We start from the raw sequence: 26,348 nt of genomic DNA, 5'->3' as shown, positions 1-26,348 counted from the left end.
CGGGGGGGGGGGGGGGGGGAGCGGCGGGGGGGGGGGGGGGCGCCCCCCCCCCCCCCCCCCCCCCCCCCCCCCCCCCCCCCCCCCCTCGGTCCGCCGCCGTCCCCGTCCGCGAGGACCTCCTCGCGGACGGGAACCGCTCCCGGATCGGGACGACCTGCCGTTCCGGACGACCTGCCGTCGGGAACGACCCGCCGTCGGGGACTACTTGCGGATCAGGCTGCGGAGCACGTACTGCATGATCCCGCCGTTGCGGTAGTAGTCCGCCTCGCCGGGGGTGTCGATGCGGACGACCGCGTCGAACTCCACGCCCGTGTCCGTCGTGACCTTGACCGTCGCCGGGGTCGTGCCGTCGTTCAGCGCGGTGACACCCGTGAAGGTGAACGTCTCCTCGCCCGTCAGGCCGTACGACAGCGCCGAACCGCCCTCCGGGTACTGGAGCGGAAGCACACCCATGCCGATCAGGTTCGAGCGGTGGATGCGCTCGTACGACTCGGCGATGACCGCCCGGACGCCCAGCAGCGCCGTGCCCTTGGCCGCCCAGTCGCGGGACGAGCCCGAGCCGTACTCCTTGCCCGCGAGGACGACCAGCGGGGTGCCGGCCGCCTGGTAGTTCTGCGAGGCGTCGTAGATGAAGGAGACCGGACCGTCCGCCACCGTGAAGTCACGGGTGTAACCGCCCTCCGTACCGGGGGCGATCTGGTTGCGCAGGCGGATGTTGGCGAACGTGCCGCGGATCATGACTTCGTGGTTGCCCCGGCGCGAGCCGTAGGAGTTGAAGTCACGCCGTCCGACGCCGTGCTCCGTCAGGTACGTGCCCGCCGGGGTGTCCGCCTTGATCGCGCCGGCCGGGGAGATGTGGTCGGTGGTGACCGAGTCGCCCAGCATGGCCAGCACACGCGCGCCGGTGATGTCGGCGACCGGGGTCGTCTCCATCGTCATGCCCTCGAAGTACGGGGGCTTCCGTACGTAGGTCGACTCCGGGTCCCACTCGAAGGTGTTGCCGGTCGGGATCGACAGCGCCTGCCACTGGGCGTCGCCCGCGAAGACGTCCTGGTAGGACTTGTTGAACATGTCCTCGCCGATGGCGGAGGCGACGACCTCGTTGACCTCGGCCTCGGAGGGCCAGATGTCCTCGAGGTGGACGGGCTTGCCCTCCTGGTCGACGCCGATCGCGTCGCGCGTGATGTCGACCTTCATGGAGCCGGCGATCGCGTAGGCCACGACCAGCGGCGGCGACGCCAGGTAGTTCATCTTGACGTCGGGGTTGATCCGGCCCTCGAAGTTGCGGTTGCCGGAGAGGACCGCGGCGACGGCCAGGTCGTTCTCGTTGACCGCCTTGGAGATCTCCTCGTCCAGCGGGCCCGAGTTGCCGATGCAGGTCGTACAGCCGTAACCGACCAGGTTGAAGCCGAGCTTGTCGAGATACGGCGTGAGGTTGGCCTTGTCGAAGTAGTCCGTGACGACCTTCGAGCCCGGCGCCAGGGTCGTCTTGACCCACGGCTTGCGGGTGAGCCCCTTCTCGACGGCCTTCTTGGCGACGAGCGCGGCGGCGACCATCACGTACGGGTTCGAGGTGTTGGTGCAGGACGTGATCGCGGCGACGGTGACGGCGCCGTGGTCGATCTCGTACGTCGATCCGTCGGCCGCGGTGACCGGGGTCGGGCGCGTCGGCACACCGTTGGAGGAGGCGGGCGAGTCCGAGGCCGGGAAGGACTCCTTGCCGGCCTCCTCGTCGTCGGTCACGTAGTTGCGCACGTCGAGCGCGAACTGCTGCTTGGCGTCGGCCAGGACGATGCGGTCCTGCGGGCGCTTCGGACCGGCGATGGACGGGACGACCGTGGCGAGGTCGAGCTCCAGCTTCTCGGAGAAGTCGGGCTCGGCGGCCGGGTCGAGCCAGAGGCCCTGCTCCTTGGCGTACGCCTCGACCAGCGCGAGCTGCTGCTCGTCGCGGCCGGTCAGCTTCAGGTACTTGATGGTCTCGTCGTCGATCGGGAAGATCGCGGCGGTCGAGCCGAACTCCGGCGACATGTTGCCGATGGTGGCGCGGTTGGCGAGCGACGTGGCGCCGACGCCCTCGCCGTAGAACTCGACGAACTTGCCGACGACACCGTGCTTGCGCAGCATCTCGGTGATGGTGAGCACCAGGTCGGTGGCGGTGGTGCCCGGGGTCAGCTCGCCGGTCAGCTTGAAGCCGACGACGCGCGGGATGAGCATCGAGACGGGCTGTCCGAGCATCGCGGCCTCGGCCTCGATGCCGCCGACGCCCCAGCCGAGCACACCGAGGCCGTTGACCATGGTGGTGTGCGAGTCGGTGCCGACGAGGGTGTCCGGGTACGCCTGGCCGTTACGGACCATGACGGTGCGGGCCAGGTGCTCGATGTTGACCTGGTGGACGATGCCGGTGCCGGGCGGGACGACCTTGAACTCGTCGAAGGCGGTCTGGCCCCAGCGCAGGAACTGGTAACGCTCCTTGTTGCGGCCGTACTCCAGCTCCACGTTCTGCGCGAAGGACTCGGGCGTGCCGAACTTGTCGGCGATGACGGAGTGGTCGATGACCAGCTCGGCCGGGGCCAGCGGGTTGATCTTCGCGGCGTCACCGCCCAGCTCCTTGACGGCCTCGCGCATGGTGGCGAGGTCCACCACGCAGGGCACGCCGGTGAAGTCCTGCATGATCACGCGGGCCGGGGTGAACTGGATCTCCTGGCTCGGCTGCGCCTGGGAGTCCCACCCACCGATCGAGCGGATGTGGTCGGCGGTGATGTTCGCGCCGTCCTCGGTGCGGAGCAGGTTCTCCAGCAGCACCTTCAGGCTGTAAGGGAGGCGCGCTGAGCCCTCGACCTTGTCCAGCCTGAAGATCTCGTACGACTCGTCGCCCACGCGCAGCGTGCTGCGGGCGTCGAAGCTGTTCGCCGACACGACAGTCTCCTTCATGAATGTGCGCGTACTACCGCGCCGCGACGCATGTGCGGCTGACGCCGCGCGGTGCCGCCAACGGGCTGCTCGCCGATCCGCTAAGGTAAGGCTTAGTTAGGCTCGCCTTACTGCCTGGCGGCTGCGGTACGCCTTCGGCAGATATCTCGATGTCGAGATAACTCTAGTACATGACCGCTGCGAGGTCATGCCCGGGCGCCGTTTTCCGCCGCCACCACCCGCCGCCACGGCCTGCCGCGCCGCCCGATGACGCGCCCGGCACGGGCGGCGCCGGGAGTGTCCGCAGTGTTCGCCGTTCCGCCCCCGTCCGTGCCCGCGAGGCAGCCGGGGGGTGGTCACAGGCTCCGCGTCCGGCCCGACGCGAGCGCGGCGAGCGCGCGGTCGAGTCTGGCCGCCCTGACCTCCGGGGTGCGGGCGGTCATCAGCCGGAGCAGCACGCGGTACCGGGTCGACCTGTCCAGCCGTCCGAAAGCCTCCCGCGCCCGGACGTCGCCCTCCAGCGCGGCGGTCAGATCGGGCGGTACGGTCGCGTTCCGCTGCGACTCGTACGCCGCGTCCCACCGGCCGTCCGCCTGCGCCGCCCGGACCTGCGCGAGGCCCGGCTCGCGCAGCCGCCCGGCCTCGATGAGCGCCTCGACCCGCCCGACGTTGACCTTCGACCACACGCTCCTCGGCCTGCGAGGGGTGAACCGCTGCAAGTAGTGGTCGGCGTCGTACGACCTGGCCTGGCCGTCGATCCAGCCGTAGCAGAGCCCGGCTTCGACCGCCTCCGCGTAACCGACGGCCGGCCGCGGGCAGTTCTTCTTGCCGATCTTCAGCCAGACCCCGGACCGCAGCGTGTGGTGGTCCGCGAGCCACGCCTCCAGTTCCGCGCCGTCCGCGAAGGCGAGGACTTCCACTCCGTCGATCGTTTCCATACGGCCACGCTAGCCACCAATCAGGACAGCTCGTGTCCTGTACGGGCGGGCCGGGAAGCGTACACGGCGGCCAGGCCCCCGACGGCGAAACATCACGCTCCGTCAATGTCCCCACCGGCATACATGCATGGACGGCCACGGGAAACCCGTACTGCCAACAGGACTTCATCGGGTCCGACTTGAGGAGGCCGCCATGCCGATCACATTCCGTAAGAGCATCCGCATCCTGCCGGGCGTACGGCTCAACATCAACAAGAAGTCGTGGTCCATCACCAGCGGCGGCGGCAAGGGGCCGCGGCACACCATGAGCAGCACCGGCAGGCGGACCACGTCGATGGACCTGCCCGGCCCCTTCGGCTGGCGCAAGACCACGACCAAGCGCCGCAGCGGCTGAACCGGTGCGGTAGCCCGTCCGGCCGCCCCCGGTCGCCGGAGACGGCGGGCCGGGCCAGGATGGAGAACGCCGGGGGCCCTCGAATGGCGCATCCCACAAGCTCTCTCATCTCACATATGAGATAACCTGGCGCCATGGCAGACGACTACCTCGTACGCATCGGCAAGCTCATCCGTGACGCCAGGCAGCACAGAGGCTGGACACAGACACAGCTTGCCGAGGCGCTGGCCACCAGCCAGAGCGCCGTGAACCGCATCGAGCGCGGCAATCAGAACATCAGCCTTGAGATGATCGCCCGTATCGGTGAGGCGCTCGACAGTGAGATCGTGTCGCTCGGATACGCCGGCCCGATGCATCTGCGGGTGGTCGGCGGACGACGGCTCTCCGGCTCCATCGACGTCAAGACGAGCAAGAACGCCTGTGTGGCTCTGCTCTGCGGCTCGCTGCTCAACAAGGGGCGCACCGTCCTGCGGCGGGTGGCGCGGATCGAGGAGGTCTACCGGCTCCTCGAAGTCCTCAACTCCATCGGCGTACGCACCCGCTGGATCAACGACGGCATGGATCTGGAGATCGTGCCGCCCGCCGAGCTGGACATGGCGGCCATGGACGCGGACGCCGCCCGCCGTACCCGTTCGATCATCATGTTCCTCGGTCCGCTGCTGCACCGCACGGACAACTTCCTCCTGCCGTACGCGGGCGGCTGCGACCTCGGTACGCGCACCATCGAGCCGCACATGATCGCGCTGCGCCGCTTCGGCCTGGACATCACGGCGACCGAGGGGCTCTACCACGCGGTGGTCGACCGCTCGGCGTCGCCCGACCGGCCCATCGTGCTGACCGAACGCGGCGACACGGTCACCGAGAACGCGCTGCTGGCCGCCGCCCGGCACGACGGTGTCACCGTCATCCGCAACGCGTCGTCCAACTACATGGTCCAGGACCTGTGCTTCTTCCTGGACGCGCTCGGCGTCCGGGTCGACGGCGTCGGCACCACCACCCTCACCGTGCACGGCGTGCCGAGCATCGACAGGGACGTGGACTACTCCCCCTCCGAGGACCCGGTCGAGGCGATGAGCCTGATCGCCGCCGCCGTGGTCACCGAGTCCGAGCTGACGATCCGCCGGGTGCCGATCGAGTTCCTGGAGATCGAACTCGCGGTGCTGGAGGAGATGGGCCTGGACCACGACCGCACGGCCGAGTACCCGGCGGACAACGGCCGTACGCGGCTGGTGGACCTGACCGTACGGCCCTCGAAGCTGGAGTCGCCGATCGACAAGATCCACCCGATGCCCTTCCCGGGCCTGAACATCGACAACGTGCCGTTCTTCGCGGCGATCGCCGCCGTCGCCCAGGGCACGACCCTGATCCACGACTGGGTCTACGACAACCGCGCCATCTATCTGACGGACCTCAACCGCCTCGGCGGCCGTCTCCAGCTCCTGGACCCGCACCGGGTCCTGGTGGAGGGCCCGACCCGCTGGCGCGCGGCGGAGATGATGTGCCCGCCGGCGCTGCGCCCGGCGGTGGTGGTACTGCTGGCGATGATGGCGGCGGAGGGCACGTCGGTACTGCGCAACGTGTATGTGATCAACCGCGGTTACGAGGACCTGGCGGAGCGGCTGAACTCGGTGGGCGCGCAGATCGAGATCTTCCGGGACATCTGATGTGCGAATGCCGCCGCGCCCTGTCTGACCTGCTATTCAGCGGGCCAGGGTGGGGTGCGGCGGCATCTCTGGGGCTTCTCCGGGACGCTGGGCCTGTGGGCGGGCCACAGGTCGCGCTCCACGCCGTCCGTGCCGGTCACGAGCCGTTCTTCTTCTTTCGAAGGGATAGCGGCTTGTGCACCGCGTCACGGCCGGACTTCTCACTCTCGACCTCGTACTGAGGGTCGTCCTTCGAGGCGTCCACGGAGCGTCCGGCCGCCTTCCCCCGTTCCGAGGAGCTGTTCCGACATGTGCGCAGCTACTTCCTGGCCGCCCAGTCCGCCACCTACTGGGTCGGGGCGGCCAGGGAAGGGACCGACTACCAGGACCTGGGTGAGACACCGGAGCCTGTCGCCTCCACCACTCACCGGGTCAGGCGAGAGGCCAGGACGAAGGTCGCCGGCTTGAGCCTGCGGGTGCGGCTTCGGGGCAGCCCGTCTGACGACGGCTGAGCGCCGACCACTCGCTCCGCTCAGTCCTCGGGGCTGGGGGCGAGGGTCGTGAGGGCGGTGGCGATCTGGTCGAGGCGGGCGGGGGCGAGGGCGTAGAGAACGTAGTAGCCCTCGCGCCGGGTGGTGGTGAGCCCTGCCTGGGTGAGCTGATGGAGGTGGCGGGAGGTGACGGAGGGGGACAGGCCCAGGAGAGAGGCGAGTTCCTGGGTGGTGCGGCTCTGGGCTGCCAGGTGGGTGACGATCCGCAGGCGTGGGGCGGCGGCCAGAGCCCGGAGCGCGGTGAGGGTGTCTTCCTGGCTGGCGGGGCGGGGGGTCGAGGCGGGCGCGAGGGGCAGAGCGGGGTAGGTGATCCGCAGGGGCCAGGGGGCGTCGCAGGTGACGCGGACGTGGGGCCAGACGTAGTGGCTGGCGGTGAACGTGACGGGGTGGTCGCGTGTGACGGAGATGTCGTGGTCGTGCGGGCGGTCCAGGCGCAGGGTCCGGCGGCCGGGGTCCACGCGGATCCGGGGAGCGAGGGTGCGGAGCATCGGGAACAGGCCGTGGTGGGCGATCCGGGTGCCTGAGCGGGTGATCGACTCGTACAAGGAGGGCTCGATGCGCTGCCACTCCTGCGCGAAGGCGGCGTCCCAGTAGTCCTCCAGCACGGTGAGCGTGTCGTCGAGGACGGGGAGGGGGTCGGTGAGGATGCCCTCCAGGCGGGCCGCCCGGGCTGGGTCGCTGTTGCGGAACTCGGTGAGTACCGCGTCGCGGGTGGCGGGGTCGTCGACGAGGTCGTCGCCGGTGTGGCGGGTGGTGTCGACGAGCGTTCGGGCGAGTTCGGCGGCCAGCAGGGCGGGCGGCAGGCCCCGTACGGCCGCGAGCTGGTCCGCGAAGCCGGCGTCGTGATCACCGGTGCGGCTTTCGAAGAGGGCGGGGATGTAGTCGGCCACGGCGAAGTCGTGCCCGCGCATGCGCCGGCGCAGGGCGGCGGGCAGGCGGCGGCACCGCCGGACCCAGGGGACGTGCAGGGCGTGGTGGCCGGGGTCGGTGAGGACGTGCCAGGAGTGGACGGCTTCGAGCAGGGGGGAGACGGAGAAGTCGATGTCCTCCTCGGCCGTCTCGGCGAAGCGCAGGGTGATCACGATTGCAGGATTTCACAATCAGTTGATCGGGACCGGGCGTCACGGTCAGGCTCGGGAGCGGATCGCGCGCCGTCCGGCCGCCCGGTCGAACTCCCCCTCCGCTCCGAGCAAAGGCCGTAGGTGGCTCCATGAGCACGCCCGAAGCGCCCTGGCAGGCCGTACTGGACTCCGGCGGCTGCCCGTACACCGTCCACCGGCATGACGCCGCGCACAGTGTCGCCGAACGCCAAGCCCTGCCTTTCCCCTGGTCGCAGGCGGTGAAGACGCTCGCCTTCACCACTGCGGACGTCCCGCTGTTGCTCGTGGTGCTGCGGGCGGCGGACCGCGTGGACTTCGCCCGTCTGGCGGCTCTGTCGGGCACGAGTCGTTCCCGGCTGCGCGCGGCGGACGCCGCCCTGCTCGCCGCGGAGGGCCTGGTGCCCGGTGGCGTGCCTCCGGTCAGCCACCGGCCCGGGGTGCCGTGCCTGATCGATGCCGCGGTCGCCAGCCCGGGCCGGCCCGTCTACTGCGGTGCCGGATCGGCCGACCGCACCCTCGAGATCAACTCCGCCGACCTCGCCCGCCTCCCCCGCGCCCAGGTGGGCGCCCTCTCCCGGTAGCCGCCCCGCCTGCGCGCCGGGCCCACCCCTCGTCACCGCGCGCCGGGTGCCTCCGGCGAGTCGGTCGCGGCAGAGGTGCGCGAGCGTCTCGGGCCCACGTCGGCCGTCGTGGCGAACGCGGGGGTGGCCGAGGGCGGACCGTTCATCGGCACCGACCTCGCGAGCTGGCGGCGCGTCGTCGAGGTGGGCCTGCTGGAGACCGTTCCCGATCCACGGATCGAGGAGCCGACCCACGGATCGAGGAGCCGACGGACATCATCGTGAGGATCACCTCCACCGGGATCTGCGGTTCGGATCTCCATCTGTACGAGGTGCTGGGGCCCTACCTCGATCCGGGGGACATTCTGGGCCATGAGCCGATGGGGATCGTGGAGGTGGTCGGCCCCGAGGTGACCTCTCTGGCCCCCGGGGACCGGGTGGTCATCCCGTTCAACGTCTCGTGCGGACGCTGCTACATGTGCGACCGGGGGACTTCACTCCCAGTGCGAGACCACCCAGGTGCGTGAGCGCGGTATGGGTGCCGCACTCTTCGGTTACACCAAGCGTACGGTCAAGTGCCGGGCGGTCAGGCGGAGTTGCTGCGTGTGCCGTTCGGCGACAGGCTGCCGGTCAAGGTGCCGCACGGCCCGCCCGACGACCGGTTCGTCTACCTGTCGGATGTGCTGCCGACCGCCTGGCAGGCCGTGGAGTACGCCGCCGTCCCTCCCGGCGGTTCGGTCACCGTTCTCGGGCCGGGCCGATCGGCCTCATGGCCGCACGGATCGCCCGGCACCGCGGCGCCGGTCTGGTCGTGGGTGTCGACCTCGTGCCCGAACGGCTGAGCCGGGCCGCCGCGCACGGCGTGACATGTCTCGACCTGCGCCGGCACGGCAAGGACCTCGGTGATGCCGTCCGCGACCTCACCGACGGGCGCGGCACCGACGCGGTGATCGGCGCGGTGGGCATGGAGGCCCACGGCGCACCTCTGGCCAAGGCGGCCCACTGGGCGGTCGGTCTGATGCCCGACGCCGTCGGTGAACGTCTCATGGGCACCATGGGTGTCGACCGGCTCGGCGCCTTCCAGGCGGCGGTCGACATCGTCCGCAGGGGCGGCACGATCTCCCTGTCCGGCGTCTACGGCGGCGCGGCCGACCCGCTGCCGATGCTGACCATGTTCGACAAGCAGATCCAGCTGACGATGGGGCAGGCCAACGTCAAACGCTGGGTCGACGACATCCTCCCGCTGCTCACCGACGAGGACCCGCTGGGCGTCGACACGTTTGCGACGCACCGACTGCCGCTGGAGGACGGGCCGCAGGCGTACAGGACGTTCCAGGACAAGCAGGACGGGATGACCAAGACGCCCCTCGTCCCCTGAACCCGCCCGGCGGCCCCGTTCTCAACCTCCCGGCCACCTCAAATCATGATGCAGCCGTCCTGGTGGGCGTCCGCCGGGGACGCCACTGCGACGACACGTGCCGTCGGCTCCGCGGCCGAGACGGTGGAAGCTCCTCCGACCAGGACGGCCGACCATATGAGCGTGGCCGCCAAGATTTTGCGCACGTTTCGAAGTGTCCTTCCGGAGCTTCCGTCGATCTTGTTTCCGGAGGGAAGATTACATCAGATCGAGTGAATCTCGAACTCAGGGCTGCCCCGTTAGTGCTGGTCAGAGGGGGTGTGGTCAGAAACCTGCGTCGGCCGACACGGATGCGGTTGACAGAGGCCGTCCTTGGAGCTCCCGCTGGAGGACGGGCGCCGTGGTGAGGTGACACCCCGGGGTGAACCGACGTGCCGGCCGAGACCTACCGGTCGCGCGACGTCGAACCGGCGCCCGCCTCGTCATCGCCAATGCGTTCGACATCATTCAGGCGGCGACCGATTTCACGCGCATCCGCGCTGTCGCGGTGTCGAACCAGATCGTACGCCTGCCGCAATGTCATGCGCGCTTCACTGATCTCCCCGGCCGCGAGCAGCACTTCCGCGAGAAGGGTCCTCGCCGCGGTCTCCTCGTCAATGTCATGGGTGCGGGTGGCGACAGCCACCGCCGCCCGGAGGCGGTCCTTAGCGACGCCCAGCCGGCCGCCGGCGAAGTCCGCACGCCCCAGGCAGCGCAGGGCCTGGGCCTCGTGTCGGGGCACCCCAATGTCCTGCGCTATCTCCAGGGCTTCCAGGTGGGAGCGGACGGATGCGGCCAGGTCTCCCAGTCTCCAGTAGGCCTCGCCGATTCCGACCAGAGCCTCGGCCTGGCTCTTCCTGTCGCCGAGAGAACGGAACTCCGCAAGGCTTTCGGCGAACAGGGCGAGAGCAGAGGCTGACTCTCCGGACTCCGTGAGGACTCCGGCCAGGTTCCTGCGTACCGTGGCGCGGTCGTACCGGCTTCCTGCGGCTTCCAGGAATGACAAGGATTCCTCGAACGAACGGCGGGCGGATTCCCGTTCCCCGGCGTGCATCTGCAATTCGCCGATGTTGTTGAGCGTCTGCGCGGACGCGGTCTCGTCCCCCGCTTCCCTGAAACCGTCCAGCGCACCACGGAAATGACTCAGCGCCCGATCGCGTTCCCCGAGGAAAAGCAGAGTGACCGCCACATTGTTCCGGCTGCGCGCCTTGTCCCAGACATCACCCGAGAGCGATCTGATCGCGAGAGATTTCTGGAGCAGTACAAGGGCCTTGCGGTTCTCCCCCAAGTGCCAGTTCAGCGTGCCGAGCACGCGCAGCGCCTCCGCCTCCGCGGGCTCGTCCCGCAGCGCACGCGCGAGGCCCAGCGCCCGCTCCCCCGCCTCGGCGGCGTCCGCGTACCCCCCGATGCTCGCGTCCGCCGCGCAGAGGCCGATCAGGGCATGGCACAGCGCCGGCTCATCGGCTGCCAGGTCCCACTGGGTGACGGCGTGCCGCAGGAGCTTCCTGGCGTCCTGCCAGTAGCACTCCGACTGGAGGAAACCCGCGAGGACACAGGCGAGTCGGGCCGCGCGACCGGGAGCACCGTGCCGGCGGGCGTGGTCCTCGACGGCCAGGAGGTTTCCTCGCTCCGCCGCCAGCCAGGATCGCGCGGCAGCGGCGTCCGGCAGGAAGGGCACGGGGGTCGGCTGAGGAATCGTCGGTGGGCCCAGTCGTACACGCCGGGGATATGCCATGTGGTCGGCGTGGTTGGCCGTGGAGATGAAGAATTCCGTGAGACGGGCGACGGCCTGGTGCCGTTCAGTCTCGCTGTCCTCGATCTGCGACAGGCCATAGGCATATTCACGAAGCAGGTCGTGGTAGCGATAGCGGTCCGGTACCGGTTCTCTGAGCAGGTGGAAGGCCACCAGCCCCTCAAGTAATCGCTCCGTCGTATCCATCGGCAGACCCAGCAGGGCCGCCGCGGCGTCGGCGGTGAAATCCGGTCCGGGATGCAGTCCGAGGCGGCGGAAGGCGGTGCGTTGCCGCGCCGTGAGGGTCCGGTAGGAGAGCGCGAATGCCCGTGTCATCTCCTGCTCTTGATCCGCCGTGCGAATTTCCGACAGCCGCCCCGGACTCCGTGCCAGACGCTCGGCGAGGACGCGCAGCGTCCAGGACGTGCGCGCCCGGAATCGATGCGCCACGAGTTCGATCGCGAGGGGCAGGTACCCGCACAGGTGAACGATCCGCTCGGTCTGCGCGGTGTCGTGGGTGCGCTCCTCGCCCGCGAATCCGCGGAAGAGGGAGATGGCGTCCTCCTCCGGCAGGACATCGAGCGGGACCGACAACGCCTGGGGAATGCCCGTCAGATGTCGCCGGCTGGCGATGATGGTCAGGGACGGTGATCCGCTCGGCAGCAGCGGGCCGAGTTGTTCGGCTCCGATCGCGTCGTCCAGGACGATCACCAGCCGGCGCTCGGCCAGCATGGTCCGCCACAGGGCCGTACGCCCTTCGAGCTCCGCCGGAATGGAGAAGGCGGGTGCACCGAGCAGCCTCAGCAGAGTCGCCAGCGCCGCCCTGGCGGTGAGCGGTTCCTGGGCGGGTGAATGCCCCCGCAGATCGAGATAGAGCTGTCCGTCCGGGTATCTATCGGCGAGCAGTTGGGCGGTGGCGACGACCAGGGCGGTCTTCCCCACACCCGCCATGCCGCTGACCGCCTCCACGGTGACGACCGAGCCGCCGTGCGCGCCCTTGTCCGCGATCATCGCGCTCAGAGCCTCCAACTCGGACCGGCGCCCCACGAGGTCCGGCTGCTGAGGGAGATTCCGGGGCGGGGCCACATCGGGCACCGGCGCGTCGGGCGGTCCGGCATCGGAGGCGGGCGCGGCAGGAGTCACCAGTACGGGCGAGCCGTCCGCCCGCTCAGCACCGCTCCCCCGGGCCAGCTCACGTGCCGGTACACGGGCCAGCACACCCTGGTGGATGGCGTTCAACTCGGCGCCGGGCAGAGCCCCGTACTCCGCCATGAGCGACTGCCGGGCCCGCTGGTGGACCCGGAGTGCGTCCGCGTAGCGTCCGCTTCCGTAGTACGCGAGCATCAACTGGCCGAGCAGGGTCTCGTCCCCGGGGTGGCGATCGGCCAGCGCGGTCAACTCGCCGATGTACTCCGCGAAGCGCCCGAGCCGCAGTCCGGCGGCGATACGTGACATGCCGGCGCTCAGACGCGTCTCCGCGAGCGCTGTCCGTACGGTCTCGGCCCAGAGACCGGGCAGACCGGCCAGGGCCTCGCCGTGCCACAACTCCTCGGCGCGCGAGAGCAGTTCCACCACACGCGCATCACCACCCTCGGTGGCGAACGCCGTGTCGACGAAGTGCTGGAAGCGCTGCCGGTCCACCGAGTCGCGCGCGGCCCGCAGGATGTACGTGTGCGCCCGCCCCTCGATACTGGGGGCGCCCGGCCCCGTACCGGCCGCCCGCAGCCGTCGGCGGATACGCGAGACATAGGTGTGCGCGTTCTCGCGGGCCCGGTCCGGAAGGTCGCCGTCCCAGAGCCGGTGCATGAGTTCGCTGATCGCGACGGGGCGTCCCACGTCAAGTGCGAGCGAGGCCATCAGGATCCGCTCTTTGTCCGATCCGAGCTTCAGCCAGCGCCCGTTCAGCCGAAGCCCCACAGGTCCGAGAATCTGGAATTCCACCAGCGCCCCCGCTGGTCCGTCGGATGGCCCACGAGCATGACATCAGGCGGCGAATGCCGCCATAGACCGTTGCCGTGGTTGGCGCGATCCGTTCTTGTTCCTGACGGTCGTTCCGAGCCGTGCCGGGGTAGGACCCGAAACACTGCATGTAATTGGCAATCGATCTGTGGGGGCAGACGAATGAGTGGTTCGAGTACGGCCTCTCAGGGCTCGCACGAGCCGCACCGGAATGAGATCACCGGCGAGGCGAAAATGTACGGCCCCACCGTGCAGGCCCGTGAAGTGCACGGCGGCATTCATCTGCACCCCGCACCCGCCACGCCTTCCAAGGCGGCGCGCCCGGCGCCACCACGTCAACTGCTCCCCGTGCCGGCGCACTTCACCAACCGGGAGAGCGATGTCGCGTCGCTGAACGGTCTTCGTGACACCGGCCTGCCACTGATCGTCGTCACCGGTCCCGCCGGAATCGGCAAGACCACACTGGTGTCCAAATGGCTGCGTTCGCTGAGCACCGAATTCCCTGACGGTCAGTTGTACGCGGACCTGCGGGGGCACTCGGCAGGGGGGCCGGTCGGGCCGGCGGAGGTCCTCGGGCAGTTCCTCCGCGCGCTGGGCGCCGGACCGTCGTCCACGGACACGGCCGAACTGGCCTCCCAGTGGCGGTCCTTCACGGCCGACCTGCGGATCGCGGTCATGCTGGACAACTCCTTCACGGCCGCCCAGATCCGTCCGCTGCTGCTCGGCGGGTCGGGCGGACTCGTGGTCGTCACCAGCCGCAGCAGGCTGACCGGCCTGCGCATGGAGGGAGCGGGCTTCCACCAACTCGACGCACTCGGGCCCGCCGCGGGCGTCGAGCTGATGAGCCGTGGGATCGGCGCGGACCGTGTCGCCGGCGAACTCCCGGCGGTCAGACGTCTGGTGGCCCTCTGCGCGGGTCTTCCGCTGGCGGTGTGCCTGGCGTCCGCCAGGCTCGCGACACGACCGAGACAGTCGGTGGGGGCGCTCGCCGATGCCCTCGCCCGGAACGCGGGCGTGGGCCGGCTGGCCGCGCTCAGGATCGAGGGGGAGACCTCGGTGCACACGGCCCTGGACGAGTCGTACGGAGTCCTGAGCGGGGAGACCGCCCGCCTGTACCGGACACTCGGCCTGCTCCCGGTCCGCAGCTTCGGCGTGATGATCGCCGCGGCGTCCTGCGGTGAGTCTCCGGACTGGGCGGAACGACGGCTGGACGAACTGGTCGAGGCGAATCTCGTGGAGGACGTCGGAACGGACAGCTGGCGCTTCCACGATCTCGTACGGATCCACGCGCACGACCGTGCCCGCGCGGACGACACGGCCGCGTCCTGCGAGGAGGCACTCCGACGATTCTGCGACTGGTGTCTGCACACGGCGACGGCGGCTCAGGAACGGCTCACACCCGTGCAGTTCACCCTTCCCAGGACCTATCTCCACGCACCCGCCCTGCCACTGCCGTTCGCCGACGACGTCGAGGCGCTCGGCTGGCTCGACTCCCATCGCACCCAACTGCTGGGCGCGGTAAGGGCAGCGGCGGACAACGGCTGGTACGACACGAGTTGGATGACGGTCGACGCCATGTGGCCGCTCTTCTTACGACTCCGCCACTACGCCGACTGGATCGAGGCCCACGAGATCGGCCTGGAGGCTGCCCGACGGGCCGGGAACAGGGCCGCCGAGCGCCAGATGCTCAACTCGGGGGCCATCGGCCTGGGCGCCGCCCGCCGTACGGAGGAGGCCACCGCCTGGTACGAGGCGTCACTCCGGGCGGCCCGTGAGGCCGGCGACGTACGGGACGAGGGCCAGGCGCTGCTCGGCCTCGGCGCGTGCCATCGCGAGGCCGGACGGCCCGACGACGCCACCACCTACCTGAACCGCGCGATCGCCGTGTGGGAGGGGTGCGGTTACCCACGAGGCGCGGCGCTGGCCCGTACCACTCTCGGGGAGATCGCGCTGGCGGCGGGCGCGCCGGACAGGGCGGTCGACTGCTTCACCCGTGCCCATGCCGCGATGGTGGCGGTGAACGACCCGCACGACGCCGCGCGTGCTCTCGCGTTCCTGGGGCGCGCCGGGGTGCGAGCGGGGGCGTACGAGGAGGGGGTGGCCCGGATGAGCGAGGCGCTGGCGGTCTTCACCGGGTCCGGGGCGGCCTTCTGGCAGGCGCGCACCCTGGAGATGCTGAGCGAGAGCGCGGCGGAGTACGGGAACGCGGAGGCCGCGACGGAGTTCCGTACCCGGGCCCTCGCCCTGTTCGAGGCGACCAGCCCCGCCGACGCGCGGCGGCTCGCCGAGGCACCGGGGGCCGGGCCGTGAGCGTCGGCTCGGCCCCCTTGTCCCTAGGCCGTGTGGTGCTCAGCCGGACGACGCCGTGCGGGCGTACGGCCATTCGCGCAGTGAGCGGCCCGCCGCCAGCCAGGCGTGCAGGTACGACGGCAGCAACGCGCGGTGCCCGGCGGCCGGGCACTGAGGGCACATCACACGGCGCGAATACTTCGGGTCCTCCGGATCCGGCCCGTACGGCACGAGGATCACGGTCCGGTCGGGACGGCCGGCCACCGCCCAGCCGCCCGCACCGCCTCCCGTCCCGACCAGCGGCACCGCCGCGATGCCGCAGGCCGGATGGGTGGCGGTGAGGTCCGCCAACCGGCGCAGTGCGTCCTCGACCGGGTGGGCCCGGCTGCCCTGGAGCACGTCCGCGCAGTCCAGCAGGCGGCCGTCGCGGCAGACGTCCACGTCCACGACGAAGTGCTCGTCGATGACGGCTGACGCACGCCGGCCGCTGCCACCGGTCATGGTGCCGGGGCGCACGCGTGCGCGCGGCCCTTCGGGAAAGGGGCCCGCCTCGACCACGACGAAGCGCGTCATGCCGACACCTCCCCGCGCCCGGAAGCCGCCCAGGCGGTCAGCGGGAGCGGGGGCGGTACCGGCAGCGGGACGGTCACCGGTTCGTGCGCCGGCTGGCCCAGCCTCAGCAGTTGATACATCAGCCTGCGCATGTTCCGGTTGAACCGGCCGGGCTCGGACGTGATGCGCGACGCGATCGCCGCGTACTCCTCGGCCCGGTACTCCCGTGCGGCGTAGTCGAGTTGGTCCACCAGCGGGTGAGTGGGGGACAGCGTCGGCGCGTGGGCGGCGAGGGCCGCGGCGGGCGACGACGGATTGATCTCCTGCTCGGGCGAGGCGGCCAGCAGCAGCGGAGCCCCGGTGAGGGTCCCGTACAGAGTGACCGAGCCGTGATCACCGATGATCCGGTCCGCGGCGATCAGGACACTGCGCCAGTCCGCCTCCGGTGGCACGATCCCGATGCCCAGTTGTCCGCACCGGGCCAGCCACGACCTGACCTGATAGGCGCCGTGGCCCGCCCACACGTTGGGGTGGACGAGCAGGGCCGTACGGTAGCGCGCCGCCGGGAGTTCGCTGATCAGTCGCGGCAGAAGCGCGTCGAACCGGCCGAAGGACGACTGCGCGCCCCAGGTGGAGACCGCGACCACCAGTTTCTGTCCCTCGGCGAGCCCGAGGGCCGCGCGGTACGCGGCACGCAGCGGGAGACTGGCGGTGATCCGGTCGTGCACGGGGTCGCCGGTCACATGGGCCAATGGGAGCAACTCCGCGCATTCACGGGCCAGTTCGCTCAGCTCGGCGTGGTGCGGCAGGACGACGGCCGCCGGCGCCCGGCCACCGGGCAGGAGATCCTGCCTGCGCAGCCCGGCGACGCCCGCGTTCGCTCCCCCGGTCACGCGCTTCAGATAGTTGGCCCCGTGCGGCAGCGTGATGAGCGGGGCGTCGATGTACTGCACACCGCGCGGCCCCGCGGCGAGCGCGAGATCGAAGGTCATGCGCGTCGCCTGCTCCCACGGGAGCACGACACTGCCCAGCCGGGTGAGAAAGGCGGGCACGTCCCCGCCGAAGGCGTGCGGCGGGGCTGTGAAGACCACTTGGAGCCGGAAGTCGGCTTCGAGCAGCGACAGGACGTCGAGCAGCCGTTTCCCGTAAGTCACGGTGTGGATCACCGCGAGTACCTTCTTGCGCCCGACGAGGGTCAGCCACTGCCGTGACTCGCCCGTGTTCGCCGCGACGGTTCCGGCCTCGACGGTGGATGCCTCGACGGCCCCCGTTTCCGCGGTGCCCGTCCCGGTGGTGCTCATATCAAGCGTGCTGGCTTCGGTCGTGCTCAACGCCGGCATGGCGTCCCCCTGTTGACTTCTCTTCCGAGTGCCGTGAACTTCCTTCTGCCGACGGGATGCCCGGCAGGGGGGACTGAAGACTTGAAGGACCCTTGCGAGAACCTTGCCGGGTGACCGGCTACGAAGATGTCCTCGGCCGACCACCGCACCGCTGGTACGCCCGTCGCCGCGACGTCCGACCCGCCCCCTACCGGCCCAGGTCGTGCAGGATCTCGCGGGCAGCGCGGGCCCCGGAGGCCAGAGCGCCCTGGACCGAACCGGTCGTCCGGTGGTCACCGCACACGTAGCGGCCCGCACCGGCGCGGGAGGTCCGGGTGAGTGGCTGGGGAGGGGGCATCGCGGGCAGCGCCTCGTGGACGGTGCGTACCGTCAGCAGGCCCCAGCCCCCGGTGTCCGTCCCGTACGCCTCCGAGAGCGCGTCCCGCAGGGTCCGCTCCCCGCCCTCCGTGTCCTCGCCGAGGACGGAGGTGGCGACGAGCGAGGAGCCGGCCGGCGCGTAGCCGGGCACCACCTCGCTCAGGACGCAGCTGTTGAGGAAGCGCAGACGGCTGTCGGTGAGCAGTGTCGGTTCGGTCAGCGGGGATTTCGGCGCGGTGTGGAAGTAGGTGGTGACGACCCGGTAGGGCGGCATGTCGAGATCCGGGAGCAGCTTCGACGCGGGCCCCGGCCCGGTCGCGACGACCACGACGTCCGCCGCCTTCTCGGTGCCGTCGGCCAGCAGCACGCCGTCGTCGGTGAGCCGGTCGACCGGGGAGCCGAACCGTACGGTGTCGGCGGGCAGCGCGTCGGCCAGCTGCCTCGGGACCTCGCCGATTCCGTCCGACGGCAGACAGAGCGTGCCGCGCAGCATGCTGCGCCAGACCAGATGGAAGACGCGGCCGGAGGTCTCCAGGTCGTCTTCGAGGAACACGCCCGACAGGAACGGCCGGAAGAACAGTTCGGTGAACTCCTCGGAGATCCCGGCCGCCGCGAGGACGGTGCGCGTGGTGTGGTCCTCGGCGCGCTTCAGTGGGCCCACGGGCCCGAGCATGTCGCGGCCGGACAGTACGGCGAGCGCGAGCAGGTCACGCGGCCGGGCCGGGCCGGCGCCGAGCAGGGCGGGGACGGTGCGGGGCGCTCGCGTGGGGTCGGCGAGCGGGAACCGGCCGCGGTCGGTGTGGACGAGAACGCCCGGGGTGAAGGGGCGCAGCCGCAGGTCGCGCAGGGCCAGACGGCGTTTCACCTGCGGGTAGGAGGTGTTGAAGACCTGGAAGCCCCGGTCGATGACATGGCCGTCGACCCGGTCGGAGCGCATGCGCCCGCCGACGCCGTCGGACGCCTCCAGTACGCCGACGTCCAGACCGGCCGCGCGCAGATCGTGTGCGCAGGCCAGACCGGAGAGGCCGGCTCCGATCACCAGGATCTCGGGGGCGCCGGGGGATGCGGGCATGGGAGGACCGTCCTTCGCGTCGGGGCCGCGCGGCCGGTGTGCCGGGCGGTGTCGCACGTGTCACGTGTCATCGGCTTCCGGGCCGGTGAGCATGAGCGCGGTCCGCTCGATGCCGTAGAGCGCGGCCAGCGTGACGACCGCCTCGCGCAGTCCGTGGACGCGCCGCAGGCCCGGCAGCGGGGGTCCGGCCCATCCCGGCCCGGCGAGCACGACCTCGGGGCTGTGGCGCGCCCCCTTCACACCCCAGCTGCCGGCGGCGATGTGCTGTGCCAGCGGGCGGCTCGCGGTCGAGCGGGACTGGGACCAGAGCACCACAGCGCGGGGGCCGATGCGCCGGGCGGCCGAGTCGAGCGCGGGCACCGGTACGGCGGCGCCGAACATCCGTGTGGGCAGGCCGAGTCCGGCCAGCGCGGCGGTCAGCGCCTCGATGGGGAGTGTGTGCTGCTCGGCCGGGACGCAGGCGAGCATCACCGGCCCGGCGTCGGTCCGCAGGAGCGGGGCGGCCGGTACGCGGCGCAGGGCGGATGAGATGTGCCAGGACAGCAGATGTTCGACCTCGACGTACTTGTCACCGGCGGACGCCCATCTGCGGCCCACCGCGTGCAGGGTCGGCATGATCACGTGCTCCCAGGCGCCTACCAGGCCGTACTCGCCGATGAACGCGGCGAGCAGTTCCTCCATGACGGGGGCGTCCAGGCGGACGGCGGCGCGGGACAGGCCGCGGCACTCCTGCCGGACGTCGCCGAGCGTCAGCGCGGCGGCCTCCTCACGTCCCCGCCGCCGAGGGGCGGGGCCCGGGTTCCAGGTCAGGGGCGGGGGCGGTACCAGGGGCGGCGGCGCGGGCCGGTCACGGACCGCGCGGGCGGCCTCCGCGGGCGGCACCCCGGCGGCGGTCAGCCGGCACATCTCCTCCAGCATCGCCACGTCACCGGGGGTCCAGCGGCGGTGCCGTCCGTCCTGGCGTGCGGCGGGCCCGAGACCGTAGCGCCGGTCCCAGGAGCGCAGCGTGGTCGGCGAGACGCCGAGTCTGCGGGCCACGGCGCCGGTGGAGAGACCGACGGTGACCGGCGCCTCGGGCGAGGCGGACATGTTCTGGTTCCCTAATTCGACCTCGTGCATCGACTCGCTCACTTGATCACTGTACGAGCGGAAGCGGCCCTGCCTGCGGAGGAGCGACGGCCGCACGAGCAACCTTGGTGAAAACGACGCGTCCGGGACAAAATGCATCGCTTGTGCGTCGTCTGGCGTTTCCAGCCGACGCAGAAGCGACGCGGCACCCGGAAACGGACGGTCCGCGACCCGCCCCGGTGACGCCCGGAAAGACGCCCGCGGCCCAGTGCCGCGAAGGGGGAGAGCCGCAGACCGGACGGTACGGTGCCCGCGCGGGCACCGCCGTCACGAAATGCCCGTTTCGCCGGACCGTGCGAACGTGAGGGATGTCGTTCGACCGGACGGCAGAAGCTGGACAGGGCCGGACGGTGACCCCGCCGGGCCCGGTGTTCCCGCTCTCCCCCGCAGGAGGAGCCCCCATGAACGTCTCCCGCAACTCCCCCAGTCCTCGTCCCTCGCGCGGCTCCCGCGCGCGCCGCGTGGCGGTGGCGGCCTGTGCCGCCGCGGTGCTGCCCGTGTCCATGGGCGTGCTGGCACCGCAGGCTTTCGCGAGCACCACGGCGACGGATCCGTTCGGCCCCGAGTGTTCGTCGCTACCCCAGAGCGGGGCGGGCAGCGCCGCGGCCATGGCCTCGGAGCCGGTGGCGACCGCCGCGTCCCAGAACCCCGAACTGTCCGCGCTGACAGCGGCGTTGCGACAGGCCGGACTGGTGGACACGCTCAACAACGCGAAGAACGTGACGGTGTTCGCACCGACCAACGCCGCGTTCGAGAAGATCCCGAAGGCGGACCTGGACGCGCTGCTCGCCGACAAGGCGCAGCTGAAGAAGGTCCTGACGTACCACGTGGTCGGCGAGAAGATCAGCAAGTCGCAGCTCTCGAACGGCACGTTCAACACGCTGGAGGGCAGCACGCTGTCGACGTCGGGCTCGGGCTCGACGTTCAAGGTCAACGACACGGCGAACATCGTGTGCGGCGGCATCACGACGTCCAACGCCACGGTGAACCTCATCGACACGGTCCTGATGCCGAAGTAAGGGACCCGGCCTCCGGCCCCGGCCCCGCCCTCCCCGCCGTACGGGAGGGCGGGGCCCGGCGCTGCCGGGCCCCGGGCCGGCCGGTGGTGGCGGGCGGCCGTCAGGCCGACGGCCCAGAACCGGGGCGGGGCCGGCCCAGGGCGCGGGCGCACCAGCCGATGACGACGGCGTTGACCAGGGCGCCCAGGGCGATCGGCAGGATGATCATGGACCAGTGGTCGGGCAGCACGACCAGGACCAGGCTGACCGGCAGGGTGGCGACCACCGGCACCACTCCGGCGAAGGACGCGTCCGGGTTGTCGCCCAGGCTGACCACGACGGCCCAGCCGGTGATCAGCGCGATCGCCGCGAGGTAGACACGGGCGAAGACGCTGCTGAGCGCGTGGCGCAGGGTACGTACGGCGCGGTGGGAGGGTCCGGTGGTGGTGCTGTCGGTGGTCATGTCGGTGGTCTCCCGGTGTGATGCGGTGGTCGTGGGATCGGTGGTCATGGGGTCGGTGGCCCTTTCGGTCGTTCGGGGTGGTCGGCGCGGGGCGGCGCGGTCGGCGCGGCCCCTGGGCGGTCGGTGGCGCGGAGGCTCAGCCGTGGCCGCCCGGCGGGGACGCGCGGACCAGGCCCAGGTCGTACGCGAGGATCGTCGCCTGGAGCCGGTCGCGTACCTCCAGCTTGCGGAGCAGCGCGTTCACATGGGACTTGACGGTGCCGACGGTGATGGCGAGCTCGGCGGCGATCTCCGCGTTGTTCAGTCCCGACGCGACGAGGGTGAGGACGAAGCGCTCCCGTTCGGTCAGCCGGTCCAGGCTCCCCCGTACGGCCGCCGGTCCGGCCGGCACGCCCGCCGCGTAGTGGCCGATGAGCCGGCGGGCCGCGGACGGGGCGAGGACGCTCTCCCCCGCGGCCACCACCCTGATGCCGTGCAGCAGTTCGGACGCCCGCACGTCCTTGAGCAGGAAGCCGGACGCGCCCGCGCGCAGCGCCTCGAAGACATAGGCGTCGAGGTCGAAGGTGGTCAGTACGAGGACACGGGGCGGGCTCTCCCGCCCGGTCAGGATGCGGGTGGCGGCGATGCCGTCGAGGCCCGGCATCCGTACGTCCATCACGATCACGTCCGGCGCGAGCCGCTCGGCGAGGCTCACCGCCGTGGCGCCGTCGCCGGCCTCACCGACGACGGTCATGTCGTCCTCGGCGTCGATGACGGCGGCGAAGCCCGCCCGGACGACCACCTGGTCGTCGACGACCAGCACGGTCAGGCTCATCGGGACTCCTCGCGGGTCGTGGCACCGTCGCCGCCGCTGCCGTCGTCGCCGTCGCCGGGGACGGCGTTCCAGGGCAGACGCAGCAGGACGGTGCCCGGCTGTTCCGTGGTGAGCGTGCCGCCGAGCGCGCCGGCCCGGGTCACCAGCCGCTCGCGCGCCGTCCGGCCGGTGGCGCCGGACACCCCGGTGGCGGTCAGGGTCAGATCGCGGTCCGTGGCGTCGAGCACGAGCAGGGCGGGCTCGTCGCCACCGGCCCGGAGGATGGTCTCGGCGGCGCGGTAGGCGGCGATGTCCACCTCCGGCGGCAGCCGGTCCGGCACCCGTTCGGTGAACCGTACGTCCACCTCGCGGCCGGTGGCCCGGCACTGGCTGACGAGCAGGTCGAGGGCCTGGAGCGTGGGCTGCGGCCGGAGTTCGGTGGTGGGTTCGGAGGTGTGGACGCTTTCGAGCAGGGCGCGCATGGCGGTCAGGGCCTCGCGGGCGCGTTCCGACGTCTCCGCGAGCCGTCCCGCTTCCGCCTCCCGGACCACTTCGGCCGTGCGGGCCAGCACCGTGGTCTCCAGCCCGTCGGTGATACGGCGGCGTTCGGCCCACGCGTCCCGTACGGCCTCCTCCACCAGGGTCGCGAGCCGGTCGCGGTGCAGCGCGCGGGCGGTCCGGCGGCGCCTGCCGTAACGGGTGCCCCACGACCGGGCGGCGAGCACCGGCACGGTCATGGCGAGCGCGACGAGGGGGAACACCCAGGCGGGTGTCGCGGCGTCGCGGGAGAGTACGGCGGCGGTCGCCGCGGCCGTGTGCACGACGGCGGCGGCCACCGGCGGGAACCAACTCCGCGCCGCCACCGACCCGTTGACGCCGCCCGCCGACAGGGCGATCGCCACGCACGTGGCGATCGCGCTCAGCGCGGGCGGCAGCAGCGCCGGCCCCGCGTACTCGCCCACCTCCATCGCCGCCGGCCAGAGTCCGGCCAGGACCAGCAGCACGCCCAGCGCGGTCCGTGGCGCCTGCCGCTGCCACAGCAGCGTGAGCACCTGCGCGGTGGCGAGCAGCGCGAAGAGCGCGCCGGCCGAGACGCCGGGCCCGCTGGGGGTCTCCCCGACCCGGACCAGGAAGAACGGCAGGAACGGCTGGAAGCACAGCCCCGCCGCGGCGACGAACTGGGCGATCCGGAACTCGCGCGGCACGGCCGCGGCGCGCGCCGCCCGGTTCCGCCCCGGCAGGACCGCCCGCACCTCCCACCCGCCGTCCGGCGTCGGCCCGCTGGTGAGGGTGCCGCCCGCCTCGCGAGCCCGGCCGCGCAGTGAGTTCTGGCCGCGCCCACCACCAAGTCCCCTGACGGGGACGTCGGTTCGCGGTCCGGCGGATCCGCCGGCGGCGCCCGTGCCCGGCGCCGGCGGTGGCGCGTTGCGCACCACGACGTCCGTGTGCGTGTCGTCGTGGACGCACCGCACCGTGGTGGGCGCGCCGGAGGCGTGGCGGACCGCATTGGTCAGTGCCTCGCGGACGATGCCGTACACGGCGTCGCCGACGGCACCGTCCGGCAGTGCCCCGGTCTCACAGGTCACGGGCAGCCCGAGGGCCTGGAAGCCGGCGACGAGTTCACGCAGCCGCTCCTGGGCGGGCAGGTCGCCCGGCGAGGGTGCCGGGGCCCGTACGGCGCTCAGCGCCCGGGTCACCTCGCGGCCGGTCTCGGCGGCGAACTCCACCGCCTTCTCCGCCAGTTCGGGCCGTCGCTCCCGAAGCCCCAGCGCCGCCTCGACCGTCACGACCACCGCCGTGAGGTGATGGGCGCTGACGTCGTGCAACTCCCGCTCCATCCGGCGCTGTTCGGCCGCCGGGAGACGGTGCCGCTCACTGCGCGCCCGGTCGAGCCGCCGCTCGGCGGCGCTCCGCTCGGCCCGCCGGCGCCGCGCGAGCAGTCCCGTTCCGGTGGCCGTCCCGTAGAGCAGCGCGGTGAGGACGAGGTCGAGGCCCTGGCCGCCGTACAGCCCGTGCAGGCTGATGCCGTAGGTGAGTTGCCAGACCGTGAGCGTGGCCACGCACAGCAGTGCGGTGGTGGTGTCCCGTTCGGTGGCCACCGTGAACAGCGCCAGCGCGACTCCCACCGTGCCGAGCACCGCCACGGCGCCCGAGGGCAGGGGTCCCGCGCCGATGGCGCAGACCACGACGACGAGGCCGAGGACGGGCACGGGACGGGTGCGCCGGGCGGCGAGCGCGACGGCCACCAGGCCACCCGCCAGCGCGACGGCGAGGAGGTCCGCGGCATCCGGGGCGACGCCACGCGCCAGCGCGTGTCCCGGCCACACCGCGGCCTGGACACCGAGCAGCAGGACCGGGAGAAACCGGTCGTCAGTTCGTTGCATGATGTGCCCCACGCTACGGTCCCGCGTGCGGCGCGGACATCAGCCCACCGGGCGATCGTGGTCTCTGTCCGGAGATAGAGAGGCACCCGCCGGCGTCCCCCCACGCACCTGCCCGCCACCGCCCGCGAAGCCCGTCACCGCGACACGTCCGGGGCCCGTCCGGGGCCCGTCCGGGGTGTGGGTCAAGGTGTCGACGGCTTCGGCCGGAGCAGGGCAGACGGGCGAGGCCGCGCCGTCTCCCGACCTCCACGGATCGCGGTCGGCGGCCCGGTCACTCCGACGTCGCCTGCACCCGCCCCGACTTCACCGCGGCCACGAGCGCGGCGTGGTCGCGCTCGTTCCGGTCGGCGTACGCCTCCGCGAACTCGGTCAGCGCGTTGTCGAACGCGGGACCGCCGCCCAGATACGCGGCGATGGCGATCCGGTCCCCGGAGCGGGCGTGCGCGCGGGCGAGGGTCGCACCGCACATCTCGCCGAACAACCGCATCCCGTCGGGCACCATCTCCTGTGGCGACAGGATGCCCTTCCAGTCGTGCAACTGGCGCACATAGAAGTCCCGTTGACGTCCGTCCTGCCCCCGCACCCGGTCCCAGCCCAGGAACACGTCGCCCACCGCCTGCATGAGCCGCTGCCCGGCGACGACGCGCTGCCCCTGGTTGCGGTACTCGCTCCGGCCCGCGTGCGCGGCGAGTACGGAGCGGTCCGCCTCCTTCGCCTGGAGGATCAGCGGATCGGTGTCGTCCTTGCCGAGCAGGAGCAGGATCCAGCAGCGCGTCCCCACACTGCCCACGCCGACCACCTTGCGGGCGATGTCGACCACCCGGTACTGCCGGAGCAGATGTCTGCGCTCGGTGGACAGGCTCCTGCCGTACCGCTCGACCAGCTCGTGGAGTTCGGTGACGAACGTGTCGCGCCGCACGCCGCGCAGCAGGTCGTCGACCGGCACGACCAGCGGCGGATCGGGGGCGAACCGGCGCTCCCCGTCCCGTACGCGCGTCAGTTTCTCGAACGCCTGGAGGCTGTCGCGGCGGCGCGCCTTGGCCATCGTCGCCGAGAGCCTCTTGCGGCCCTTCGCCCGGAGCTGCCGGTCGGCCAGCGGCTGGAGTTCCGCCATGTCGGCGCGGGTGTACCAGACGTCGAGGTTGCCCATCCCGGCGAAGGAGCGCATGCGCTCGCGGTACGACCGCACGGCAGTGCCCACGATCATCGCCCTGTCCGCGGCGGAGAACCCGTTCTCCCGCCCGGCGATCACCAGGCTCGTGGCCAGCCGTTTGACGTCCCACTCCCACGGTCCCGGCAGCGTCTCGTCGAAGTCGTTGATGTCGAACACCAGCCGCCGTTCGGGCGAACCGAGCAGCCGGAAGTTCATCAGATGCGCGTCCCCGCAGAGCTGTGCGGTGAGGCCCGTGTCGGGGGTGCCCGCCAGGTCACCCGCCATGATCGCGGCTGCGCCCCGGTAGAAGCGGAAGGGCGACTCCGTCATCCGGCCGTACCGGATGGGCACCAGCTCCGGCACCCGCGCCCGCGACTGCGCCTCGACGACCGACACCGGATCGGGCCGGTCGGGGCCGGGCTCGAAGCGCGCGTGGCTCTTCCTCGGCGCGCTCTTGCGCGCGGCCCGGCCCTGCTCCGCGCGCTCGCGGGGGGACAGGTACGGGGCCTGCCGCCGCACGGCCGTCCCGGGGTTCCGGCCTCGCCTGCTCATCGCTGCGCCTCCGCTCGAAGGGCCCGCCCCGCCCCTCCACTATCCGGTGGCCACCGGATGGCCGCACGTCGGCGGGTGCGGGGC

Annotated in this window: 19 protein-coding genes and 3 pseudogenes; 8 read left to right on the top strand and 14 right to left on the bottom strand. The window is 71.7% G+C overall.

What is annotated here, in order from left to right; genetic code table 11:
* Positions 1 to 201: 201 nt before the first annotated feature.
* A complete protein-coding gene (acnA, locus tag ACZ61E_RS02175) occupies positions 202 to 2,916 on the bottom strand; it encodes an aconitate hydratase AcnA (protein WP_469697122.1) in 2,715 nt (904 codons plus the stop codon).
* Between the two features lie 350 nt (positions 2,917 to 3,266).
* Positions 3,267 to 3,848: a YdeI/OmpD-associated family protein gene (locus tag ACZ61E_RS02170; RefSeq protein ID WP_469696814.1), complete on the bottom strand. Its 582-nt coding sequence runs from the start codon at positions 3,846 to 3,848 to the stop codon at positions 3,267 to 3,269.
* 193 nt (positions 3,849 to 4,041) lie between these two features.
* Between ACZ61E_RS02170 and ACZ61E_RS02165 the strand changes: the two genes are divergently transcribed.
* Entirely contained in the window at positions 4,042 to 4,242 is a 201-nt protein-coding gene (locus ACZ61E_RS02165; protein ID WP_469696812.1) for a DUF4236 domain-containing protein, read from the top strand.
* 134 nt (positions 4,243 to 4,376) lie between these two features.
* Entirely contained in the window at positions 4,377 to 5,906 is a 1,530-nt protein-coding gene (locus ACZ61E_RS02160) for a helix-turn-helix domain-containing protein (protein WP_469696810.1), read from the top strand.
* Between the two features lie 136 nt (positions 5,907 to 6,042).
* On the opposite strand, the pseudogene ACZ61E_RS02155 reads toward ACZ61E_RS02160, so the two are convergent.
* Positions 6,043 to 6,177: pseudogene (locus tag ACZ61E_RS02155) on the bottom strand (hypervirulence associated TUDOR domain-containing protein); the annotation flags it as partial.
* A 19-nt stretch (positions 6,178 to 6,196) separates the two neighbouring features.
* Here ACZ61E_RS02155 and ACZ61E_RS02150 point away from each other — a divergent pair.
* On the top strand, positions 6,197 to 6,397 hold the full coding sequence (locus ACZ61E_RS02150; RefSeq protein WP_469696809.1) for a hypothetical protein: 201 nt from the start codon (positions 6,197 to 6,199) through the stop codon (positions 6,395 to 6,397).
* Positions 6,398 to 6,417: 20 nt separating this feature from the next.
* On the opposite strand, the gene ACZ61E_RS02145 is transcribed toward ACZ61E_RS02150, so the two are convergent.
* Positions 6,418 to 7,518 carry an ArsR/SmtB family transcription factor gene (locus ACZ61E_RS02145; protein ID WP_469696807.1) on the bottom strand — a complete coding sequence of 367 codons (1,101 nt, stop codon included), beginning with the start codon at positions 7,516 to 7,518 and terminating at the stop codon, positions 6,418 to 6,420.
* Between the two features lie 128 nt (positions 7,519 to 7,646).
* Here ACZ61E_RS02145 and ACZ61E_RS02140 point away from each other — a divergent pair, with 128 nt between their 5' ends.
* The 3 genes and pseudogenes from ACZ61E_RS02140 to ACZ61E_RS02130 all read left to right on the top strand — a co-directional run bounded on the left by ACZ61E_RS02140 (position 7,647) and on the right by ACZ61E_RS02130 (position 9,474).
* Positions 7,647 to 8,117, top strand: coding sequence for an aminoacyl-tRNA deacylase (locus ACZ61E_RS02140; RefSeq protein ID WP_469696806.1), 471 nt, complete (start codon positions 7,647 to 7,649; stop codon positions 8,115 to 8,117).
* A 63-nt stretch (positions 8,118 to 8,180) separates the two neighbouring features.
* Positions 8,181 to 8,312: pseudogene (locus tag ACZ61E_RS02135) on the top strand (short-chain dehydrogenase); the annotation flags it as partial.
* A gap of 41 nt (positions 8,313 to 8,353) precedes the next feature.
* Positions 8,354 to 9,474: pseudogene (locus tag ACZ61E_RS02130) on the top strand (alcohol dehydrogenase catalytic domain-containing protein).
* 38 nt (positions 9,475 to 9,512) lie between these two features.
* Here the strand turns inward: ACZ61E_RS02130 and ACZ61E_RS02125 are convergent.
* Together ACZ61E_RS02125 and ACZ61E_RS02120 are read right to left on the bottom strand one after the other, a co-directional pair.
* Positions 9,513 to 9,659: a hypothetical protein gene (locus ACZ61E_RS02125; RefSeq protein WP_469696804.1), complete on the bottom strand. Its 147-nt coding sequence runs from the start codon at positions 9,657 to 9,659 to the stop codon at positions 9,513 to 9,515.
* Between the two features lie 239 nt (positions 9,660 to 9,898).
* Positions 9,899 to 13,141: an AfsR/SARP family transcriptional regulator gene (locus ACZ61E_RS02120; protein WP_469696803.1), complete on the bottom strand. Its 3,243-nt coding sequence runs from the start codon at positions 13,139 to 13,141 to the stop codon at positions 9,899 to 9,901.
* A gap of 204 nt (positions 13,142 to 13,345) precedes the next feature.
* On the opposite strand from ACZ61E_RS02120, the gene ACZ61E_RS02115 reads away from it, so the two are divergent.
* Positions 13,346 to 15,493, top strand: a complete 2,148-nt coding sequence (locus ACZ61E_RS02115; protein ID WP_469696801.1) for a tetratricopeptide repeat protein — start codon at positions 13,346 to 13,348, stop codon at positions 15,491 to 15,493.
* Positions 15,494 to 15,532: 39 nt separating this feature from the next.
* On the opposite strand, the gene ACZ61E_RS02110 is transcribed toward ACZ61E_RS02115, so the two are convergent.
* The 4 genes from ACZ61E_RS02110 to ACZ61E_RS02095 all read right to left on the bottom strand — a co-directional run bounded on the left by ACZ61E_RS02110 (position 15,533) and on the right by ACZ61E_RS02095 (position 19,882).
* Positions 15,533 to 16,045: a hypothetical protein gene (locus ACZ61E_RS02110; RefSeq protein ID WP_469696800.1), complete on the bottom strand. Its 513-nt coding sequence runs from the start codon at positions 16,043 to 16,045 to the stop codon at positions 15,533 to 15,535.
* Positions 16,042 to 17,325, bottom strand: coding sequence for a hypothetical protein (locus tag ACZ61E_RS02105; RefSeq protein WP_469696799.1), 1,284 nt, complete (start codon positions 17,323 to 17,325; stop codon positions 16,042 to 16,044). The genes ACZ61E_RS02110 and ACZ61E_RS02105 overlap by 4 nt, the downstream gene beginning before the upstream one ends.
* A gap of 226 nt (positions 17,326 to 17,551) precedes the next feature.
* Positions 17,552 to 18,793 carry an NAD(P)/FAD-dependent oxidoreductase gene (locus ACZ61E_RS02100; protein WP_469696797.1) on the bottom strand — a complete coding sequence of 414 codons (1,242 nt, stop codon included), beginning with the start codon at positions 18,791 to 18,793 and terminating at the stop codon, positions 17,552 to 17,554.
* 60 nt (positions 18,794 to 18,853) lie between these two features.
* Positions 18,854 to 19,882: a MerR family transcriptional regulator gene (locus tag ACZ61E_RS02095; protein ID WP_469697121.1), complete on the bottom strand. Its 1,029-nt coding sequence runs from the start codon at positions 19,880 to 19,882 to the stop codon at positions 18,854 to 18,856.
* Positions 19,883 to 20,322: 440 nt separating this feature from the next.
* Between ACZ61E_RS02095 and ACZ61E_RS02090 the strand changes: the two genes are divergently transcribed.
* Complete coding sequence (locus tag ACZ61E_RS02090) at positions 20,323 to 20,940, top strand: fasciclin domain-containing protein (RefSeq protein WP_469696795.1); 618 nt, start codon at positions 20,323 to 20,325, stop codon at positions 20,938 to 20,940.
* 100 nt (positions 20,941 to 21,040) lie between these two features.
* Here the strand turns inward: ACZ61E_RS02090 and ACZ61E_RS02085 are convergent, their stop codons facing one another.
* The 4 genes from ACZ61E_RS02085 to ACZ61E_RS02070 all read right to left on the bottom strand — a co-directional run bounded on the left by ACZ61E_RS02085 (position 21,041) and on the right by ACZ61E_RS02070 (position 26,264).
* Positions 21,041 to 21,430, bottom strand: coding sequence for an SCO4225 family membrane protein (locus tag ACZ61E_RS02085; RefSeq protein WP_469696793.1), 390 nt, complete (start codon positions 21,428 to 21,430; stop codon positions 21,041 to 21,043).
* Between the two features lie 88 nt (positions 21,431 to 21,518).
* Positions 21,519 to 22,196, bottom strand: coding sequence for a response regulator (locus ACZ61E_RS02080; RefSeq protein ID WP_469696792.1), 678 nt, complete (start codon positions 22,194 to 22,196; stop codon positions 21,519 to 21,521).
* The gene (locus ACZ61E_RS02075; RefSeq protein WP_469696791.1) at positions 22,193 to 24,559 is read right to left on the bottom strand and encodes a sensor histidine kinase; all 2,367 of its coding nucleotides are present in this window, start codon (positions 24,557 to 24,559) and stop codon (positions 22,193 to 22,195) included. Before ACZ61E_RS02075 ends, ACZ61E_RS02080 begins: the two co-directional genes overlap by 4 nt.
* Positions 24,560 to 24,830: 271 nt before the next feature.
* Positions 24,831 to 26,264 carry a DUF2252 domain-containing protein gene (locus ACZ61E_RS02070; RefSeq protein WP_469696789.1) on the bottom strand — a complete coding sequence of 478 codons (1,434 nt, stop codon included), beginning with the start codon at positions 26,262 to 26,264 and terminating at the stop codon, positions 24,831 to 24,833.
* Positions 26,265 to 26,348: the final 84 nt, after the last annotated feature.

This window comes from Streptomyces sp. NPDC104581 (assembly GCF_055583685.1).
Note: the sequence above shows the minus strand (reverse complement) of the source record. Positions and strands in the feature narration are given on the sequence as shown.

Excerpts from the sequence above, each read along its gene's own strand:
- ACZ61E_RS02170 (WP_469696814.1), bottom strand. The coding sequence starts at position 3,848 with ATGGAAACGATCGACGGAGTGGAAGTCCTCGCCTTCGCGGACGGCGCG.
- ACZ61E_RS02165 (WP_469696812.1), top strand. The coding sequence starts at position 4,042 with ATGCCGATCACATTCCGTAAGAGCATCCGCATCCTGCCGGGCGTACGG.
- ACZ61E_RS02160 (WP_469696810.1), top strand. The coding sequence starts at position 4,377 with ATGGCAGACGACTACCTCGTACGCATCGGCAAGCTCATCCGTGACGCC.
- ACZ61E_RS02140 (WP_469696806.1), top strand. The coding sequence starts at position 7,647 with ATGAGCACGCCCGAAGCGCCCTGGCAGGCCGTACTGGACTCCGGCGGC.
- ACZ61E_RS02115 (WP_469696801.1), top strand. The coding sequence starts at position 13,346 with ATGAGTGGTTCGAGTACGGCCTCTCAGGGCTCGCACGAGCCGCACCGG.
- ACZ61E_RS02110 (WP_469696800.1), bottom strand. The coding sequence starts at position 16,045 with ATGACGCGCTTCGTCGTGGTCGAGGCGGGCCCCTTTCCCGAAGGGCCG.
- ACZ61E_RS02105 (WP_469696799.1), bottom strand. The coding sequence starts at position 17,325 with ATGAGCACCACCGGGACGGGCACCGCGGAAACGGGGGCCGTCGAGGCA.
- ACZ61E_RS02100 (WP_469696797.1), bottom strand. The coding sequence starts at position 18,793 with ATGCCCGCATCCCCCGGCGCCCCCGAGATCCTGGTGATCGGAGCCGGC.
- ACZ61E_RS02095 (WP_469697121.1), bottom strand. The coding sequence starts at position 19,882 with ATGTCCGCCTCGCCCGAGGCGCCGGTCACCGTCGGTCTCTCCACCGGC.
- ACZ61E_RS02090 (WP_469696795.1), top strand. The coding sequence starts at position 20,323 with ATGAACGTCTCCCGCAACTCCCCCAGTCCTCGTCCCTCGCGCGGCTCC.
- ACZ61E_RS02085 (WP_469696793.1), bottom strand. The coding sequence starts at position 21,430 with ATGACCACCGATCCCACGACCACCGCATCACACCGGGAGACCACCGAC.
- ACZ61E_RS02080 (WP_469696792.1), bottom strand. The coding sequence starts at position 22,196 with ATGAGCCTGACCGTGCTGGTCGTCGACGACCAGGTGGTCGTCCGGGCG.
- ACZ61E_RS02075 (WP_469696791.1), bottom strand. The coding sequence starts at position 24,559 with ATGCAACGAACTGACGACCGGTTTCTCCCGGTCCTGCTGCTCGGTGTC.
- ACZ61E_RS02070 (WP_469696789.1), bottom strand. The coding sequence starts at position 26,264 with ATGAGCAGGCGAGGCCGGAACCCCGGGACGGCCGTGCGGCGGCAGGCC.